A 17,264-nucleotide genomic window follows, 5' to 3' on the forward strand; every position below is an offset into this window, starting at 1 on the left:
CTTGACCGGGGGGCTCAAGCAGGAATGCTTGAGGACGCCTTACCAGCCGCCGCCACCGCCACCACCACCCCCGCCGCCGGAAAAGCCGCCCGACGAGCCGCCGCCGGAAAAGCCGGAGGACGAACTGGACGGCGGAGCCGGAATGGTGGAGGCGATCGTCGAGGCCATGGACGAGGAGAAGCCACCGATGCGATCGGAGAAATTGCCGCTGCCAAAATTGCCGGAATACCATGAGGGAGCGTAGGCAGCCGCCGCTCCCGCTGCGGCTACCGCAAGCCATGTCTCGAAGGCACGCGACCATGGCTTTTCGACGCCGAGCGCCACGGCATAGGGCAGCAGTTTCTCGAAATGCTGGGGCGACATCTCAGGGGCGCCCGCCATGTTCATGCGGTCCTTTTCGGCCAGCGTCATGTACTGGCGCAGACCGTCGATGCCATCCATCAGCTTGGCCCCGAGCGGGGTCGGCGCACCCATGATGAAGACGTAGAGCAGGTTCAGGAGAATGATGCCGCCGATCGCAAACAACATCGGCGTCTCGTGGAGTTCGACCAGCGAGGAGAACAGTGCCAAAACCAGCGACGAGACGATGCTGAAGCCGATGAAGACAGCAATGGCGATCGCGATCACCGACATGATCTTCGCGCCGAGCGATCTGCCGGGGCGGAACGACTTGGCGAAGCCAGCGACGAACACCGAGATGAAGACGACGACGCCAATCGGAATGATCATCAGGGCGATCGCATCGGGTTCCAGCGTTCCGAAGACGAAGAGGGCCACCAATGAAGCGGCGCTGAGCGCTATGCCGCCGGTCGTGTAGCCGGCATTCGCGTTGTAGTACTTGCCGCGGTGCTCGCGCTCGATAGCTGTGCGGAAGCTGTCGCCGACTGATTTCACCTTCGTTCCGTTCGCTTCATCGATCGTCAGCGAGCCCTTGGCTCCGACTGAGTTAAGCAGGCTGGCTTCCCCTGCTTCCAGCTTCTCCTTGCCGACCGGCTTGTCGGTGCGGCGGATGACGATCGCGTTCTTGAGGTCCTCCAGCACGACAAAGCCGCGCACCGCGAGATTGAGGGCCGTTGCCGACAGCGCCGTCCAGCCCTGCCCGGAGAAGCCGCGATTGTCGATGTAGTTCACCAGCGCCGGCGAGATTCCATCAGGCGGATCCCAGCGCGGCACCAGCACGCCACGCGCCGGGTCACGGCCGACCTTCAGCCAGGAGCGCGTGTAATAGAGGAAGACCAGAATGAGACCGCCAAAGCCGAGGAAGTAATCGCGGTTGTCGCTGAGCCACCAGCGCCGCTCATCGTCAGCGCTCGGCGGATTGATCGAGCCCTTCGGCATCTTGACTGCGATCGTCAGCCCTTCGCCTGCGTTCAGCGCCCGGGTCGTCGAAAACAACAGTCGACTTCCGCCGCCTGAAATCTTTGCATTCCTGTCCGTCGCGCCCTGCGGGCCGGTGAAGAAAGCAGTATCGATCGAGCTGACGCCATCTGGAAGGTTCACCGTCGCCGTCGCCATCAGGATCGGGAAGATCCAACCATTGCCGGTTACGTTCCAGTAGAGTTCGTCGTGATCGTCGAAGTAGCGGATCTGGCGATTGGTGCGGTAGGTGAAGACATACTCGTGCCGGCCATAGCTCACGGTAACGTCTTCCGAGCCGGCATAGATGCGGATGCCGCCGCTGATGGATTCGGTGTGCCAGGGCTCGTCGCGGCCATCGCGCTTGACCGCGATGACGTCGAAATCGACTCGGCGGAGGCGGCCCTTTTCATCCTGATAAGTCAGCGGAAAATCGCGGAAGATGCCACGCCGAATGCGGCTGCCTTCGGCGGTAACTGATATCGTCTCCGTCACCGTCATCGCGCCGCTCTTCTCCAGCGCAATGTTTGACGCGAAGGCGTTGATCACCTCCGCAGCGATGGCGCCACGCGCCGCAAGCATCAGAAACAGAACGAAGCAAAGGCCGGAAAGCCGTCGGATCATCATACCCCTCGCCTGCGGCGTCCTGGCCGCGTCAGATAATGTCAGCTCTCATCGGCATAAGTCACGCCAAGCCCGGCCAGTGTCCGCCAATAGGCCGGGAAGGTCTTGCCGACGCAGTCCGGATCAAGGATCGTTATGCCCGCGATCTTCAGACCGGCGAGCGCAAAGCTCATGGCGATGCGGTGGTCGGCGAAGGTATCGATCTTGGCAGGCAGACGCTGTCCGGCGAGCGAGGGATCGGACTGGACAATCAGATCGTCGCCTTCCTCGTGAGCGAGACCCGGGCGGATCTGCGTCAGGCCGGTCGAGACGGCGCGGATGCGATCGCATTCCTTGACGCGCAGATTGGCGATGCCGACGAAGCGGACCGGCGTCTCATTGAAGGCGGCGAGCACAGCAAGGGTCGGAACCGCATCCTGCATCTGCGAGCCGTCGATAACCGCGGGAAGATGCGGGAACTGGGCGATCAGGTCATAGGCCTTCGCGTCCGGCTGCGTGAACGCGCCGTTTGCAACGCCGAGGTCGATCTTGCCTGATGTCAGCACCTCCGCAGCCCAGAGGTAGGTCGCGGCAGAGGCGTCGGGCTCGACCACGAAATCTGCTGCCGCGTAGCCGGTCGGCTCGACGCGCCAGGTCACCGCGCTCGTCTTCTCGACCTTGGCGCCGAAGGCGCGCATCGCCGCTGTGGTCAGATCGATGTAGCCGAGCGCGCCGATGTCCTCGCCTAGCAGTTCGATCGTCACCGCCCTGTCGCCGCCAGCAGCCATCATGAGCAGCGCCGAGACATATTGGCTCGACAGGCCGCCATCGATCTGGATGCGGCTCGCCTCAAAACGGCCAGTGCCCTTGACGGTGACCGGCGGGCAGCCGGTTTCGGTCGACGCGTCGATGCCGAGCGAACGCAGTGCATCGACCAGCGGACCGATCGGGCGCTTGCGCATGTGCTGGTCGCCGTCGACGACGACGGTGCCATCCACCAGGGCGGCAGCGGCCGTGAGGAAGCGCGTCGCCGTTCCGGCGTTGCCGAGGAAAAGCGGCACCTGCGGCGGCAGCAGCTTGCCGCTGCCCGTGACGACAAAGCTCGTATCATCCGGCTCTTCGATGATGACACCCATGGCGCGGAGAGCGTCGGCCATATAGCGCGTGTCGTCGCTCTTCAAAGCGCCGGTCAGGCGGCTCGTGCCCTTGGCGAGACCTGCCAGGAGCAGCGCGCGGTTGGTGATCGATTTCGAGCCGGGCGGGACGGCGCGACCTGTCAGCGGCTTGTCCGGCGGGATGATGGTGAGCTTGTCTTTACTCATTGCCTGTCTTTTCCGTCTTTGCGCGAGGGCCACATCAGGCCACGATCATGCCCTGCTCATAGCAGTTTTTACGCAAAGGCAAATGGCGGATATCAGAACTTTACGGTCGGAACGGCGCGATCCGCTTCGTTGGTTATCTCGAAATAGTCCCGCTTCTGGAACCCGAACTGGCCAGCGACAAGGTTGGAGGGGAAGCTTTCGACCCTGACATTCAGATCACGGGCGGCGCCATTGTAATAACGGCGGGCCATCTGGATTTCGCTTTCCATCGTCTCCAGCGAGGTCTGCAACTCGCGGAAATTCTCGTTTGCCTTCAGGTCGGGATAGGCTTCGGCGAGTGCCAGCAGACGTCCAAGCGCCTGGCCGAGCAGGCCTTCTGCCTGAGCGCGACCGGCGACGTCGCCCGTCGGAACCGATTGCGCCTTATTGCGGAGGGCAACGACCTCTTCGAGTGTCGTCTTCTCGTGGGCGGCATAGCCCTTGACCGTCTCGATCAGGTTCGGGATCAGGTCGGCGCGGCGCTTCAGCTGCACATCGATACCGGACCAGGCTTCCTCGGCCATCTGCCGCGCGCGAACAAGGCCGTTGTAGACAAAGACGGCATAGAGCGCGACCAGAACAATAAGGCCAAGAATTGCATACATTCGCGAATCCCCCGCAACGACCGAAAGTATGCCCGGAGACTATGCGGGTTACCGCAGATTGTCATCCCGCTTTCCGGCCCTCTTTCGGGGCAATCACTGGACGGGGTAGTGAAAAATCACGATACCGTCGCACCGGCCGAAGCCTTATTTTCACTCTGCACGTTGAACTAGCGTGCATACGCAAACTGCGACAAGGATCATTCAGACCATGAGCGCGTTTATTTTCCTGCTCAACATACTGGCCATCGCAACGTACTTTTTCCTCCAAAGCAAGGCTCGTCCGGTGGAACGCCGCGTCGAGATCAGAAGCGACGAGCGCCGCTGACTGCCGCTCTTCAAGCGGCGGCTTTCGCCAAGTTGACCCCACCCGCATCCGTCTGCAGGAAGGCCTCACCGCAGGCCTTCGCCAGCGTCCGCACACGCAGGATGTAGCTCTGACGCTCGGTAACCGAGATGACGCCGCGCGCATCCAGCAGATTGAAAACGTGTGACGCCTTGATGCACTGATCGTAAGCCGGGAAGACGCACTTGTGCAGCTTCTGGTTATCGCTGTCGCCAGGAGCGCCGGCGGCGAGAAGCGCCTGGCATTCCTTTTCGGCATCGATGAAGTGGCGATGCAGCATTTCCGTATTGGCGTATTCGAAATTGTGGCGAGAATATTCCTGTTCGGCCTGTAGGAAGACATCGCCGTAGCTGATCTTCTCGTCGCCTTCGCGGCCGTTGAAGTTCAGGTCGTACACGTTGTCGACGCCCTGCACATACATCGCCAGACGCTCGAGACCATAGGTCAACTCGCCCGCGACGGGCGAACATTCGATACCGCAGACCTGCTGGAAATAAGTAAACTGCGACACTTCCATGCCATCGCACCAGCATTCCCAGCCGAGACCCCAGGCACCGAGCGTCGGGCTTTCCCAGTCGTCCTCGACAAAACGGATGTCGTGCAGCAGCGGATCGAGGCCGATCGCAGCCAGCGAGCCGAGATAGAGCTCCTGCAGGTTCGACGGATTCGGCTTCAGGATGACCTGGTACTGATAATAGTGCTGCAGACGGTTCGGGTTCTCGCCGTAGCGGCCGTCCGACGGGCGGCGCGACGGCTGCACATAGGCGGCCTTCCACGGCTTGGGGCCGAGCGCGCGCAGCGTCGTTGCCGGGTGGAACGTGCCGGCACCGACCTCCATGTCGTAAGGCTGCAGCACCGCACAACCCTTGTCCGCCCAATAATTATGGAGCGTGAGGATCAGCGCCTGGAACGAGCGCTTCGGGTTCATGTGGTCGGGAATTGCTGCAGACATGGAACGGCTTCCGAATTCGTACAAAAAGTGTGCGGACAGGTGCCACGCCGCGCCAGACGGGTCAAGGCTTTTGCGGCCCTACTCGTCCTCGTCCTTCTTCAGATGATATTCGCCGGTGACCGGATCCTTGACCAGCGTGCCGATGGCGCCCGTCTGGCGCTCCTTCTCGGCACGCCGGGATCGCTCGGCGAGCCGCTGTGCATCGGCAACGAAGCGGCGGTAGAGAAGCCAGGCTCCGACCACCAGCACGATGATGATTATCAGTTGCGGCATAATGCCAGCCTTTTATCCCTCAGAGCCCGTAGCGGCTCCACAATGCCTTCTCCTCGGCGGCCTCGACAAGTCCAGTCGCAAGGCCAGCTCCGGCGCCTTCCAAGTTGGCTGACGATATACCCGGAATGCGCCTTCCGAAAAGGCCGCGCGCGGGCATCACTAGCTCGAGCTTGGTTTTCGCCCCATAGCGACGCTTCAGCTCCTGCCGCATGTCGCCGAGCCCGTCGATGAGGCCGAGTTCGAGACCACGCGTGCCGGTCCAGAAAAGTCCGGAGAAGACCACTTCGTCGCTCTTCAGCTTTCCGGCGCGGCGTTCACGAACCATGGAGATGAAGACCTGATGAATCTCCAGCTGCAGGGTCTTCAGGTATTCGATGTCCTTTTCCTTCTCGGGCTGGAACGGATCAAGGATTACCTTGTTTTCCCCGGCCGTGTAGACGCGGCGCTCTACGCCGATCTTCTTTAAGAGTTCGGGAAAGCCAAAGCCGCCGGAGACGACACCGATCGAGCCGACGATGGAGGTGGGGTCGGCAATGATTTCGTCGCCAGCAAGAGCGATCATGTAACCGCCGGATGCCGCAACATCCTCGACGAAGACGAGAACCTTCTTCTGCTTTTCACGCGCAAGATCGCGAATGCGCGCGAAGACGAGCCGCGACTGGACCGGGGAGCCGCCGGGTGAATTAAGCGAGATGGCGACCGCCGGCGCATCCTTGAAGCTGAAAGCCTTTTCGAGGACCTGTGCAGTTGCGGCGAGATTGAGGGTCGGCCGGAACTGGCTTCCGCCGCTCATGATCGGACCGTGAAGTCGAACGACGGGGATGACCACGCCTTCCTTGCGGAACCGCTTCGGCAGCAACCTCTTCAAAAATCCGGCCATTTTCCATCCTTTGCGACAAGATCAGCGAACGTCTTCCATGTATGCAACGGCGCGACAAACGCAATGGCCGGCGCAGAAAACATCTGCCACTTCAGAATTCTTGTTGCGAATGACTTGCATTATCATTCTAATCAGACATACTGGCCGCATTGATAGTAGGCGGACACTGCATGGACATCGTAAATCCGAACGCAAAGACCGGCTGGCGACACGAGCGCGAAGAGGCATCGCTTTCCGATGTCTACCGTTCCGTCCAGACGCACAAGCATGGCACACGTTGGCGACGGATCGCTGCGTTCCTCGGACCCGGCTACATGGTTGCCGTCGGCTATATGGACCCCGGCAACTGGGCAACCTCGCTCGCCGGTGGATCGAAGTTCGGCTATGCGCTGCTGACCGTTGCTCTGCTGTCCAACCTGATGGCGATCGTTTTGCAGTCGCTCTGTGCGCGCCTTGCCATCGGTTCCGGTCGCGACCTCGCCCAGGCCTGCCGCGACGCCTTCCCGAAATATGTTTCCGTGCCGCTTTGGGCCTTTGCCGAAGTCGCCATCATCGCCACCGACATTGCCGAAGTGATCGGCACGGCGATCGGCCTCAATCTGCTTTTCGGAATCCCACTCGAGCTCGGTGTGCTTATCACGTCGCTCGACGTATTCCTCATTCTCTATCTGCAGAAGATCGGCTTCCGCTGGGTGGAAGCCTTCGTGATCGCTCTGCTCGGTATCATTGCGGTGTGCTTCGGGGTGCAAATCTTCCTTGCCGATCCGGAATGGGGCGCCGTGATCCGGGGCTTCTTCCCGACGACCGAGATCGTCTCCAACCCCGAGATGCTCTACCTCGCGCTCGGCATTCTCGGCGCCACGGTGATGCCGCACAATCTCTATCTGCATTCCGGCATCGTCCAGACCCGCGCTTACGGCCATTCGGTGCCGGAGAAGCGCGAGGCGCTGACCTACGCCACGATCGACTCGACCATAGCGTTGTGCTTTGCGCTGCTGATCAACGCATCGATCCTGATCCTTGCAGCAGCCGCCTTCCATGCCAACGGCAAGACGGATGTCGTGGAACTGGGCGAAGCATCTGCGCTGCTCTCGCCGCTGCTCGGCCTGGCAATCGCGCCAACGCTCTTCGGCATCGCCTTGCTCTGCTGCGGCCTGAATTCGACGGTAACGGCAACCCTTGCCGGCCAGATCGTCATGGAAGGCTTCTTGAAGATCCGGCTTCAGCCATGGGTTCGCCGCCTCATCACCCGCGCGATCGCCATCATTCCGGCCGCCTTCGTCACGATCTGGTATGGCGACCAAGGGACGGCGGAACTGCTGATCCTGACGCAGGTCGTGCTCAGCCTCCAGCTCTCCTTCGCCGTCTTCCCGCTGGTGATGTTTACCGCCAGCAAGGCGAAGATGGGTGCGCTGGTCGCCCCGCGCTGGCTGAGCGCCATCGCCTATGTGATCGCGGTCCTGATTGCCGGCCTGAACGTCAAGCTGCTGTTTGACTTCGTGACCGGCTAGCGCCTGGCATAGGCCGCCCGGCCATTGTTGAGATCGTCCACGAAGGGGGAGAATTTATGCGTCCCCTCCTCGTGCATGATGAGTGGCGCGCGCAGCGAAAGCCGCGCGCGCGATCCTTTTATCGCCGTGACGAGGATGCGCACGGCGTTCTCGCCTTCGCGCGGATGGATTGCGGTCACCTCGATGCCGCCGAAACGGCGTCCGCAGGCATCGATGATTTCGGCGATCGATTCCGGCTTCGCAATCAAGGACAATTGTCCGCCGGGGATCATGATCGCCCCGGCCGTCCGCACCCAGCTTGCGAACAGTCCGTCCGTCATCGCATGCGCCTCCGCCTTCAAGGCATCGGGCGTCCGGCGATCGCCTGCATCGTTGAACGGCGGGTTCATGATGACATGATGGAAGCTCTCATCGACAAGACCGGCTTCGTTTCGCGCCTTCGCCCTTAGCGTCACATCCGCCTCGACGACTGAAACGCGGCCGGCCATATGCGCATTGTCAGGCAGGAGGATGCTGCGGCGCGCATAGTCAGCCATCTCGCCCGAGCGCTCGAAGAGCACGACTTCCGCGGCCGGCAGCCGTGACGCGACGGCCAAGCCTGCAGCACCCGCGCCGGCACCGAGATCGGCAACCTTGATCGGACGATCGTCGGCAACGAGCGCTGCGAGCAGCATTGCATCCATGCCGGAGCGATGCCCCCTGCCCTTCGGCTGCACCACATGGAACAGCCCCCGGTGAAAGGCATCTATGGTCTCGGCAACATCTTCCGTCATCAAAAGCTCACTTCGGCATCCGCAGTTCGTCGCCGAGCCCGGCATCCACGAGAATGCGGCGCGCCCGATCCGCCTCGTCATCATCGACGAGAAGCCGGCGCGGCAGCATGCCGAGTGACCCTTCCAGAATGCTCATGCCCTGATCGGCGATGAAGCAGTGAATCCCCGCATCCTTCAGCAGACTTTCCGCAAAGGAGAGCAGTACGGGATCATTGGCGCGAATAAGTTCATGCATTTGCGGGAAAATCCCTTTCAAATTTGCGCGACGCGACAATTCACCCCTTGCCGCGCCAATCGCCCCTTTCTATTGTCGAACCCAATAATTTAACAGGAGTCCGGGTCGTTGGGCGTGGTCATACCGCTTGAAGAAAGCAAAAACAAACTGGCATCCGTCAAGCCGCTGGTCGATTTGACCAAGGCGGACATGCAACGGGTCAACCAGCTTATTCTCTCCAAGGCCGGTTCCGACGTCCAGATGATTCCTGAGGTGGCCAACCATCTCATCTCGTCCGGCGGCAAGCGTCTGCGCCCGATGCTGACTTTGGCCTCGGCTGCGCTGTTCGGCTACAAGGGCGAAAACCACATCAAGCTTGCGACATCGGTCGAGTTCATGCACACCGCGACGCTGCTGCATGACGATGTGGTCGACGAGAGCGACCTTCGCCGCGGCAAGTCCACGGCTCGCATGATCTGGGGCAACCAGGCCAGCGTGCTCGTCGGAGACTTCCTGCTCGGCCAGGCGTTCCGCATGATGGTCGAGGTCGGCTCGCTCGAAGCGCTCGACGTGCTCTCCTCGGCTGCCTGCGTGATCGCGGAAGGCGAAGTGCTGCAGCTCTCCGTCGCCAAGAACATGGAAACAACTGAGGACGACTACCTCGCCGTCATCCGCGCGAAGACGGCGGCGTTGTTTGCCGCGGCTGCCGAAGTCGGCCCGATCGTCGCCGATGCCGGCAAATCCGGCCGTAACGCGCTGAAGTCCTACGGCATGAACCTCGGGCTGGCCTTCCAGCTGGTCGACGACGCGCTGGATTACGGCGGAAAGGCAGCCGATCTCGGCAAGAATGTCGGCGACGACTTCCGCGAGGGCAAGATCACGCTGCCTGTGATCCTGGCCTATCGCCGCGGCACCGAGGAAGAACGCGCCTTCTGGCGTCAGGCCATTGAAGGCGGCGAAAGCAGCGACCAGCATCTCGAAAAGGCACTTGGCCTGATTACCAAGTACGGCACGCTGAACGATACCATCGCCCGGGCAGTTCACTACGGCACGATCGCACGCGATGCGCTTGCGCCCCTTCCCGACACGGCATGGAAATCGGCCCTGATGGAAGTCATCGACTTTTGCATCGAGCGCGTCAATTAATCGACGGTCACTGATCGCGGGCTGATTTTATTGCAGGACCGCTTCAAAAAAGCCATCCTGTTGTGAGTCAGTCATTTCAACTGATTTGCAGTCGGACGAGGCCGGCTGCCACAAGAGAGGTTTTCTAATGCGGCAAAAACTTGCCATCCGTCTTCTTTCGAGCGCAGCCATGGCAGCGGTCATATCGCTGGCAGCGCTCGGCGGCGTGAATGCCGAAGAGACGGCCAAGAAGGACGATGCCGCGACAGTGATCTTCGATCCGGATAGCGTCACGAGCTTCTCCGGTGCGTTTTTGGCTGCCCGGACCGCCGATGTCGATCACGATTACGAGACGGCGATCGAACTCTACAAGAAGGCGCTGCAGATCGAGCCGGGAAATCCGGAAATCCGCCAGCGCCTGATGATCTCGCTGCTTTTGAACGGCGACATCCAGGACGGCGTGAAATACGCCAACGACCTGAAGGGTGATCCGACCGTCGAGCGCATCACGACCATCGTGCGCAGCATGGATGCCATTCGCCGTGGCGAATATAAGACGGCTGAATCCCTTCTGAAATATACCGGACCGAACGATCTCGACCGGATGATGAACGATCTGCTCGCCGCTTGGGCCCGCGTCGGCGCCGGCCGTGGCAAGGAAGCCCTCACCACGATCCAGAAGATGAAGGGACCGGATTGGGTCGGCATCTTCAAGTCATACAATGCCGGCGCGATCGCGATCGTGAACGGCGACATCAGGGCCGCTCGCCAGAACCTCAACGACGCCGTGCTCGACAAGGACGGCGGCGCGACCGCTCCTGATACCTTCATGCGCGCCGTCATCGCTCTTGCCCGGCTCGAAGCCTCACAGGGCAACAAGCAGAAGGCGCTCGACGCAATTTCCGTCGGCGACAACCTGCTGCCCAACTACGCGCCGCTCAAAGCGCTGCGCCAGAGCATCGAAAAGGGCGAGAAGCAGGAGCAGCAGATCCAGACGGCCAAGCAGGGTGCTGCCGGCGTGCTCTTCTCCATCGGTGGCGCGCTGAACCGCGACGGCGCCGAGGATATTGTTTCGCTCTACCTGCAGACCGCCAAGACGCTGGATCCCGATAGCGCCGATACGCTCGTCATGCTCGGTGGCATTGCCGAGAAACAGGAGCAGATGGACCGCGCCATCGCGCTCTATCAGCAGGTACCCGAAAACTCGCCGATGCGCCGCATCTCCGAGCTTCAGCTCGGCCTTGCGCTTGCACAGGGCGGTAAGGTGGAAGAGGCACGCAAGCACCTTCAGAACCTGATTGCCTCCGATCCGAACGACGTTCGCAGCTACCTCGCCTATGGCAGCGTGCTGTCGGACGTGAAGGATTACGCCGCGATGGCCGAAAACTACGACAAGGCTGTCGAAGTTATCGGCCCACTGCCGGGCAAGGGCGCGTGGACTGTCTTCTTCCAGCGTGGCATTGCCTATGAGCGCCTGAAGAAATGGGACCAGGCCGAGCCGAATTTCCGCAAGGCGCTGGAGCTCAACCGGGATCAGCCGCAGGTTCTAAACTACCTTGGCTACTCGTGGATCGACATGAACCGGAACCTCGACGAGGGGCTGGCGATGATCAAGAAGGCGGTCGACCTGCGTCCCGACGATGGCTACATCATCGACTCTCTCGGCTGGGCCTATTTCCGGCTGAACCGCTTCGCCGAAGCGGTGGAGGAGTTGGAGAAGGCTGCGCAGATCAAGGCCGGCGACGCGACGATCAACGACCATCTGGGCGATGCCTATTGGCGCGTCGGACGCAAGCTCGAAGCCGTCTACCAGTGGAACCGCGCGCTCGGCTCCGACCCTGAGGCATCCGAGATCCCGAAGATCAAGGACAAGATCGCCAACGGCCTGCCGCAGGATACAGACAACTCCAAGGCTGCGGACAAGAAACAGCCTGACCCGGCGCCGATCCAACCGAAGCCTACCGATAAGAAGTCCTGATCGGCGATGCCAGAGGCGAGTATGGGCGATGACGTGACTGTCATCGAGGACGCTCCGGCAAAAATCAATCTGGCCCTGCATGTGACGGGCCAGAGATCCGATGGCTACCATCGGCTCGACACGCTCGTGACCTTCACCAAACATGGTGACCGGCTGGGCTTTGCGCTGGCGGATAAAGATGAATTCGTGATCTCCGGGCGTTTTGCCGAGGCGCTTGACGACAGCCGCGACGACAACCTCGTCCTGAAGGCTCGGGACTTTATGCGCGAGGCGATCGCTCGCGAGGGCGGCTCCGCTCCCGCCGTCCGCATCCATCTCCAAAAGAACCTGCCGATTGCCTCCGGTATCGGCGGCGGCTCGGCCGACGCGGCGGCTACGCTTCGCGGTCTGATGCGGCTCTGGAATGTCTCGCTTCTGAACGCGACCATCGAGGCAATCGCCATTCGACTTGGCGCCGACGTGCCTATGTGCCTGGCGAGCAGACCGCTGATCGCCAGGGGCATTGGCGATCAAATCGTGCCTGTCGACGACATGCCGGCCTTTGCCATGGTGCTGGCAAACCCGTTGAAAGGCGTATCAACGCCCGAGGTTTTCCGAAGGCTGACGAACAAGGCCAATCCGCCGCTCGACATGACGCCGCGTTTCAACTGGGTCGAGGCGATACGCGCTACGCGCAATGACCTTGAGCCGGTCGCTCGCGGCCTGCTCCCCGAAATTGCCGAGATCTCGACGATGCTCAAGAAGCAGGGCGCATCTTTCGTTCGCATGTCTGGTTCCGGTGCGACCTGCTACGGTATCTTCCCTACGCTTGCGGCGGCGGAAGACGCCGCCGCCGCGCTTCACAGCGAACGGCCGGACTGGTATTTCGAAGCCACGGAAACGACTGCGGGAGGTCATGATGCCGGGTTTGGATGAAACGCGTCCCTTCATTCCTGTCGGCATTGCCGTGCTGACGGTCTCGGATACACGCACGCTTGCCGATGACCGCTCCGGCGATACGCTGGCCGCCAGGATCAAGGAGGCGGGGCACCGGCTGGTCGACCGCGCGATCGTCCCCGATGATCGGCAGGCGATCGCTTCCCGCGTGAAGGCGTGGACCGAACGCGACGATATCGACGTCGTCATCACCACGGGGGGAACCGGCTTTACCGGCCGCGACGTCACCCCGGAAGCTCTGGAGCCGCTCTTCGAGAAGAGGATGGATGGCTTTTCGGAAGTGTTCCACCGTATCTCCTACGACAAGATCGGCACCTCGACGATCCAGTCCCGCGCCACGGCGGGCGTTGCCAACGCGACCTTCATCTTCGCGCTGCCGGGCTCACCTGGCGCCTGCAAGGACGCCTGGGACGGCATATTGAAATCCCAGTTCGACTACCGCCACATGCCCTGCAATTTCGTGGAGATCATGCCGCGCCTCGATGAGCATCTGAAGCGCGGCGCCGGCAAGTAACGGACTGCTTCGGCAGGCGACCGTCTGCCGCTCTATGCCCCTATGCCCGGCAGAGCAGGCATCGTATCCCAGCTATCACCCGACAGCAGGATGCAGCTTACGCCGTGAACATCCGTGACGAGCAGCGTCCACGTGCCGCTCTGCGCGGCGTAGACCTCAAGCATGGCGTTCTGGTTGATCAGCCCGACCGCCGTCAGTCTCTCGGCAAAATTCTTGTCGAGGAAATTGACGACCTCGGATCGGCCTGCGCAACTGCGCATCATCTGCGATGCTGCCGAATGCGGATGCGCGATCATCGATGTCGTCAATATGACGGCCGCTATCAGGCCGCGGATCATATTGCGTTTCATGACGCACCTCCTTTTGCCGGAAACCGGCAGAAGAGGAGACTTCCGCTGACCTGTTCTGCCGTCTGCCGGCATTCCATGGTCGACCGTCACGAAGCGAGGCGCTCGGGCGGCGCCATGATGGAATTATAGCGCAAAATTGTATCGGGCGCCAATTATCTGCATGGGTAGCACGCGGAGCAGCGCCCTACCTACTATCGCGCCGCGCGCGCGACCCAGGATGGAATCAGCTCGCTGCTGAGCTTGCGCAGCTTTTGCCCCTTCGCGAATTCCGCGAGACGCATTCCGCTTCTTGCGGCAGCGATCGCCTGCGCCTTCGGAAGGAGAAGCCCTAGCTCCAGCGGCGACGAAGCACGCCCGATACGCTGCAGGAACGGCCGTCGGTATCCGCGCGACGCGGTGAACCGCGCCGGTAGCTTGTTCAGGGTGATATACTCAGCAATCTCGTCGATCCAGCCGGTCTGCGGTCGCGCCCCCGGTTCCACGAAAAGGAGCCACTCGCCTCGCGCCGAATGCACTATGTCCTTGATATCCCATTGTGAATGGAAGCGGCAGCCGGCGGCGTCGGCCACCCTCGACGTTCCATCCCGCGAGTCGTGGTCCAGCACCACGACGTCGCTGACGAGCCCCTCCACTGCGCCTGCAACCAACACCGATAATGTCTGCGCCAGTTCCGGTTCCTGATCCTGGCATTCCAGTACAACTGTCAACATTGCCTATTCATAGAGCGCCGCACAAAAATTTGCCAGCGACACTTTCCTCATTTTGTTCTTGCATTGTTCTCTTTTTGCCGATAGGAATTTAATCATCAGAACGGATGGAAGCAAAGCTTCCGCCAGCGGAGAATCCGATGAATGAGCAGTCCCTTGCAGGGCAGGCCGCATTTGCGCCTGCCCATACGGCAGATATTGCCGATACGATGATCGTATCTGCCGGCCTGCGGATCGATGTCGACCGCCGCCGTGGGCGTGCGGCCGGGCTTAATCCGAGCGGGCGTTTTGAGCCTCTGCGTCGGGAAGCGTTCGACGATGGCTGGCAGAACCTTGAGGATCTGCCGCCGTTCAAGACCGACGTGCAGATCGAGAAGCCGCGAACGGTCATCACCCGCAACGAGTCGCCGGACATTCCCTTCGACCGCTCGATCAATCCCTATCGCGGCTGCGAGCATGGCTGCATTTACTGCTTCGCGCGGCCGACGCATGCCTATATGGGCCTTTCGGCCGGTCTGGACTTCGAAGCCAAGCTGTTTGCCAAGCCGGATGCGGCGAAACTCCTGGAGCGAGAATTGGCGAAGCCCGGTTACAAGCCGCGGGTGATCGCGATCGGCACCAACACCGATCCCTACCAGCCGATCGAAAAGGAATGGCGCATCATGCGGCAGATCCTTGAGGTGCTGGAAAAGGCGAACCATCCGGTTTCGATCGTAACCAAGTCGGTAATGATCCTGCGCGACCTCGACATTCTCTCGGCGATGGCGGAAAGAAACCTTGTCCGCGTTTCGCTGTCGGTGACGACGCTCGACCGAAAGCTGGCGCGGACCATGGAGCCCCGCGCCTCGACGCCGACGCGCCGGCTGGAAGCCATCCGCGCGCTCTCCGAGGCAGGCATCCAGACATCGGTCCTGGCTGCCCCGATGATTCCGGCGCTCAACGACCATGAGCTTGAGCGAATTCTGGATGCGGCGCACGCGGCGGGTGCCACCGAGGCGGGTTATGTCATCCTGCGTCTCCCGCTCGAGGTGTCGCCACTGTTTCGCGACTGGCTGCTGCAGAACTATCCCGAGCGCTATCGTCACGTCATGTCGCTGGTCCGCTCGATGCGCGGCGGAAAGGATTACGATGCTGAGTTCGGCAAGCGGATGAAGGGCGCCGGACCCTATGCCTGGCAGATTGCGCGCCGTTTCGAAATGGCGACGAAACGGCTAGGCATGACCCGGCGCAGCATACCGCTGCGGGACGACCTGTTCGTTCCGCCCGATGGCAGCGGCGTCCAGCTCTCGCTGCTCTGACATTTCAGCTTCGCGGATGGTCGCCCTGCCCTTCCGCGCTCGAGTCCCCGGCCCGCCGCCCTGATCCGGGGACTTGCAGGAAATCGGGTTGGCGTGCGAGGGTCAGCTTCATGAGCCGTCGCACGTCACCCGATTCTCCCATGCTTTTCGAAGATGTCCCCCTCGTGCCGGATTTCCGGCTGGAGCTGAACGCGCGCAAGGCCGGTCACTGGCCGGTTGCAGGTGCCGATGAGGCCGGACGGGGGCCGCTGGCCGGTCCCGTCGTGGCGGCAGCCGTCATTCTCGATCCGAAACGCATTCCTGAAGGCCTGAACGATTCGAAGCAGCTCTCGGCCCTGAGGCGCGAAGAGCTTTTCGTTCAGATTCTCGCAACCGCGACCGTCTCGATCGCCTCTTCAAGTTCGACGCGCATCGACGAGACCGATATCCGCAAGGCCAGTCTGGATGCCATGCGCCGCGCCATCTGCGGCCTGTCGATACCAGCTAGCTTTGTCCTGACCGATGGGCTTGACGTTCCGCCTGGGCTCGCCTGCCCCGGCCAGGCAGTCGTGAAGGGTGATGCGCGCTCCGTCTCGATCGCCGCCGCATCGATCGTCGCCAAGGTGACGCGCGACCGGATGATGGCGCGCGCCGACAGCACCTTTCCGGCTTACGGCTTTGCCGCGCATGCCGGCTATGGCACCGCGCAACATCGGGCCGGTATCGAAAAGCACGGTCCCTGCTCGCTGCACAGGATGACCTTCAGCCCGCTGAAGAAGGTGCAGGGTATCGAACTCGACAGCGATTGATCCCGTCCGCGACTTACCAATACAGCTCCAAATCGGCATAGGGGACGATCGATGTGATCGCACCGCTGCCACACCACCCGGCATGCGGGTCCGCACCGGGCGGTTCGAGAGATTGAGGTTAGACGAGCCTGGGCATTCCAAGTTGGTCAGCCCATCTAATGGTGAGGGTGGCGTTAAGGAGCTTGCCGCTGTTGCGCCACCAGCGACCGGCATTTGCTGCCACTTGCTGGGCCACCCCAGGTTTCGCTCCCCTTGCCATCATTTCCCGAAAGATCGTCCTGCCGTGCTTCCATTGCTTGAGCTGGATTGCCCTCACACGATGGCGCATCCACTCGTCCAGCGCTTGCCAGACCCGAGGTGTTTGCGCCAGCCGGAAGTAGGCTTTCCATCCGCGCACGAAGAGGCGCAGCCGTTCTGCCACCGCTTTCAGGGATCGACCCGTCACGCGCGGTGTCAGTTCGCGAATGCGCTCCTTGAACGCCTTGATTGCCTTGTCGGCAACCCGTCTCTTGACCACCCGCCCTGGTGCTTTGAAGAAAGCATAGCCGAGGAATTTGCGGCCGAAGACGGTGGCAACGGCGCTCTTGGTCTCGTTCACCTTAAGGCGAAGTCGGCCATAGAGACGCCGCAGCAGAGCCATCACCCGCTCGCCCGCCCGCTGTGACCGCACGTAGACGTTACAGTCGTCGGCATAGCG

18 protein-coding genes are annotated in these 17,264 nt (G+C 61.6%); 7 read left to right on the top strand and 11 right to left on the bottom strand.

Translation table 11 applies throughout. The features are described 5' to 3' along the window. Positions 1–39: 39 nt before the first annotated feature. From AS026_RS15830 to AS026_RS15855, 6 genes are all read right to left on the bottom strand, one after another. Positions 40–1,980, bottom strand: a complete 1,941-nt coding sequence (locus AS026_RS15830) for a DUF2207 domain-containing protein (protein ID WP_062370564.1) — start codon at positions 1,978–1,980, stop codon at positions 40–42. 41 nt (positions 1,981–2,021) lie between these two features. Next, a complete protein-coding gene (aroA, locus tag AS026_RS15835; protein WP_025661914.1) occupies positions 2,022–3,281 on the bottom strand; it encodes a 3-phosphoshikimate 1-carboxyvinyltransferase in 1,260 nt (419 codons plus the stop codon). A 92-nt stretch (positions 3,282–3,373) separates the two neighbouring features. Continuing rightward, on the bottom strand, positions 3,374–3,925 hold the full coding sequence (locus AS026_RS15840) for a LemA family protein (protein ID WP_062370548.1): 552 nt from the start codon (positions 3,923–3,925) through the stop codon (positions 3,374–3,376). Between the two features lie 335 nt (positions 3,926–4,260). Beyond that, entirely contained in the window at positions 4,261–5,220 is a 960-nt protein-coding gene (locus AS026_RS15845; RefSeq protein WP_062370549.1) for a glycine--tRNA ligase subunit alpha, read from the bottom strand. Positions 5,221–5,298: 78 nt separating this feature from the next. After that, on the bottom strand, positions 5,299–5,493 hold the full coding sequence (locus AS026_RS15850; protein ID WP_018116661.1) for a membrane protein: 195 nt from the start codon (positions 5,491–5,493) through the stop codon (positions 5,299–5,301). A 19-nt stretch (positions 5,494–5,512) separates the two neighbouring features. Beyond that, positions 5,513–6,373: a S49 family peptidase gene (locus AS026_RS15855; RefSeq protein ID WP_025661917.1), complete on the bottom strand. Its 861-nt coding sequence runs from the start codon at positions 6,371–6,373 to the stop codon at positions 5,513–5,515. A 170-nt stretch (positions 6,374–6,543) separates the two neighbouring features. On the opposite strand from AS026_RS15855, the gene AS026_RS15860 reads away from it, so the two are divergent. Continuing rightward, positions 6,544–7,884, top strand: a complete 1,341-nt coding sequence (locus AS026_RS15860) for an Nramp family divalent metal transporter (protein WP_018859329.1) — start codon at positions 6,544–6,546, stop codon at positions 7,882–7,884. Here the strand turns inward: AS026_RS15860 and AS026_RS15865 are convergent. Beyond that, positions 7,881–8,657, bottom strand: a complete 777-nt coding sequence (locus AS026_RS15865) for a tRNA1(Val) (adenine(37)-N6)-methyltransferase (protein ID WP_025661919.1) — start codon at positions 8,655–8,657, stop codon at positions 7,881–7,883. The genes AS026_RS15860 and AS026_RS15865 overlap by 4 nt on opposite strands. 7 nt (positions 8,658–8,664) lie before the next feature. Further along, entirely contained in the window at positions 8,665–8,892 is a 228-nt protein-coding gene (locus tag AS026_RS15870) for a putative signal transducing protein (protein WP_018859327.1), read from the bottom strand. A gap of 108 nt (positions 8,893–9,000) precedes the next feature. Between AS026_RS15870 and AS026_RS15875 the strand changes: the two genes are divergently transcribed. The 4 genes from AS026_RS15875 (at position 9,001) to moaB (ending at position 13,424) form a co-directional block, all read left to right on the top strand. Further along, positions 9,001–10,017, top strand: coding sequence for a polyprenyl synthetase family protein (locus tag AS026_RS15875; protein WP_025661920.1), 1,017 nt, complete (start codon positions 9,001–9,003; stop codon positions 10,015–10,017). 127 nt (positions 10,018–10,144) lie between these two features. Then, on the top strand, positions 10,145–11,974 hold the full coding sequence (locus tag AS026_RS15880) for a tetratricopeptide repeat protein (RefSeq protein WP_062370551.1): 1,830 nt from the start codon (positions 10,145–10,147) through the stop codon (positions 11,972–11,974). A 6-nt stretch (positions 11,975–11,980) separates the two neighbouring features. Continuing rightward, on the top strand, positions 11,981–12,889 hold the full coding sequence (locus AS026_RS15885; RefSeq protein ID WP_025661922.1) for a 4-(cytidine 5'-diphospho)-2-C-methyl-D-erythritol kinase: 909 nt from the start codon (positions 11,981–11,983) through the stop codon (positions 12,887–12,889). After that, positions 12,873–13,424, top strand: coding sequence for a molybdenum cofactor biosynthesis protein B (moaB, locus tag AS026_RS15890; RefSeq protein ID WP_025661923.1), 552 nt, complete (start codon positions 12,873–12,875; stop codon positions 13,422–13,424). The genes AS026_RS15885 and moaB overlap by 17 nt, the downstream gene beginning before the upstream one ends. Positions 13,425–13,456: 32 nt before the next feature. On the opposite strand, the gene AS026_RS15895 is transcribed toward moaB, so the two are convergent. Continuing rightward, complete coding sequence (locus tag AS026_RS15895) at positions 13,457–13,774, bottom strand: hypothetical protein (protein ID WP_025661924.1); 318 nt, start codon at positions 13,772–13,774, stop codon at positions 13,457–13,459. 191 nt (positions 13,775–13,965) lie between these two features. Beyond that, positions 13,966–14,484, bottom strand: coding sequence for a hypothetical protein (locus tag AS026_RS15900; protein WP_062370553.1), 519 nt, complete (start codon positions 14,482–14,484; stop codon positions 13,966–13,968). Between the two features lie 137 nt (positions 14,485–14,621). On the opposite strand from AS026_RS15900, the gene AS026_RS15905 reads away from it, so the two are divergent. Together AS026_RS15905 and AS026_RS15910 are read left to right on the top strand one after the other, a co-directional pair. Further along, entirely contained in the window at positions 14,622–15,779 is a 1,158-nt protein-coding gene (locus AS026_RS15905; RefSeq protein ID WP_062370566.1) for a PA0069 family radical SAM protein, read from the top strand. Between the two features lie 110 nt (positions 15,780–15,889). After that, positions 15,890–16,567: a ribonuclease HII gene (locus tag AS026_RS15910; protein ID WP_062370555.1), complete on the top strand. Its 678-nt coding sequence runs from the start codon at positions 15,890–15,892 to the stop codon at positions 16,565–16,567. Positions 16,568–16,685: 118 nt separating this feature from the next. Here AS026_RS15910 and AS026_RS15915 read toward each other — a convergent pair. Then, the coding region (locus AS026_RS15915) for a group II intron maturase-specific domain-containing protein (RefSeq protein WP_280950890.1) at positions 16,686–17,264 on the bottom strand (579 nt) is incomplete at its 5' end.

Origin of the sequence: Rhizobium altiplani (genome assembly GCF_001542405.1) — a bacterium.
Lineage (GTDB): Bacteria > Pseudomonadota > Alphaproteobacteria > Rhizobiales > Rhizobiaceae > Rhizobium > Rhizobium altiplani.

What these genes read in the sequence shown, in the direction of transcription:
- AS026_RS15905 (WP_062370566.1), top strand. Translation starts at nt 14,622, where the DNA reads ATGAATGAGCAGTCCCTTGCAGGGCAGGCCGCATTTGCGCCTGCCCAT.
- aroA (WP_025661914.1), bottom strand. Translation starts at nt 3,281, where the DNA reads ATGAGTAAAGACAAGCTCACCATCATCCCGCCGGACAAGCCGCTGACA.
- AS026_RS15855 (WP_025661917.1), bottom strand. Translation starts at nt 6,373, where the DNA reads ATGGCCGGATTTTTGAAGAGGTTGCTGCCGAAGCGGTTCCGCAAGGAA.
- AS026_RS15865 (WP_025661919.1), bottom strand. Translation starts at nt 8,657, where the DNA reads ATGACGGAAGATGTTGCCGAGACCATAGATGCCTTTCACCGGGGGCTG.
- AS026_RS15910 (WP_062370555.1), top strand. Translation starts at nt 15,890, where the DNA reads ATGAGCCGTCGCACGTCACCCGATTCTCCCATGCTTTTCGAAGATGTC.
- AS026_RS15830 (WP_062370564.1), bottom strand. Translation starts at nt 1,980, where the DNA reads ATGATCCGACGGCTTTCCGGCCTTTGCTTCGTTCTGTTTCTGATGCTT.
- AS026_RS15880 (WP_062370551.1), top strand. Translation starts at nt 10,145, where the DNA reads ATGCGGCAAAAACTTGCCATCCGTCTTCTTTCGAGCGCAGCCATGGCA.
- AS026_RS15900 (WP_062370553.1), bottom strand. Translation starts at nt 14,484, where the DNA reads ATGTTGACAGTTGTACTGGAATGCCAGGATCAGGAACCGGAACTGGCG.
- AS026_RS15850 (WP_018116661.1), bottom strand. Translation starts at nt 5,493, where the DNA reads ATGCCGCAACTGATAATCATCATCGTGCTGGTGGTCGGAGCCTGGCTT.
- AS026_RS15870 (WP_018859327.1), bottom strand. Translation starts at nt 8,892, where the DNA reads ATGCATGAACTTATTCGCGCCAATGATCCCGTACTGCTCTCCTTTGCG.
- AS026_RS15840 (WP_062370548.1), bottom strand. Translation starts at nt 3,925, where the DNA reads ATGTATGCAATTCTTGGCCTTATTGTTCTGGTCGCGCTCTATGCCGTC.
- AS026_RS15895 (WP_025661924.1), bottom strand. Translation starts at nt 13,774, where the DNA reads ATGAAACGCAATATGATCCGCGGCCTGATAGCGGCCGTCATATTGACG.
- AS026_RS15845 (WP_062370549.1), bottom strand. Translation starts at nt 5,220, where the DNA reads ATGTCTGCAGCAATTCCCGACCACATGAACCCGAAGCGCTCGTTCCAG.
- AS026_RS15860 (WP_018859329.1), top strand. Translation starts at nt 6,544, where the DNA reads ATGGACATCGTAAATCCGAACGCAAAGACCGGCTGGCGACACGAGCGC.
- AS026_RS15885 (WP_025661922.1), top strand. Translation starts at nt 11,981, where the DNA reads ATGCCAGAGGCGAGTATGGGCGATGACGTGACTGTCATCGAGGACGCT.
- moaB (WP_025661923.1), top strand. Translation starts at nt 12,873, where the DNA reads ATGCCGGGTTTGGATGAAACGCGTCCCTTCATTCCTGTCGGCATTGCC.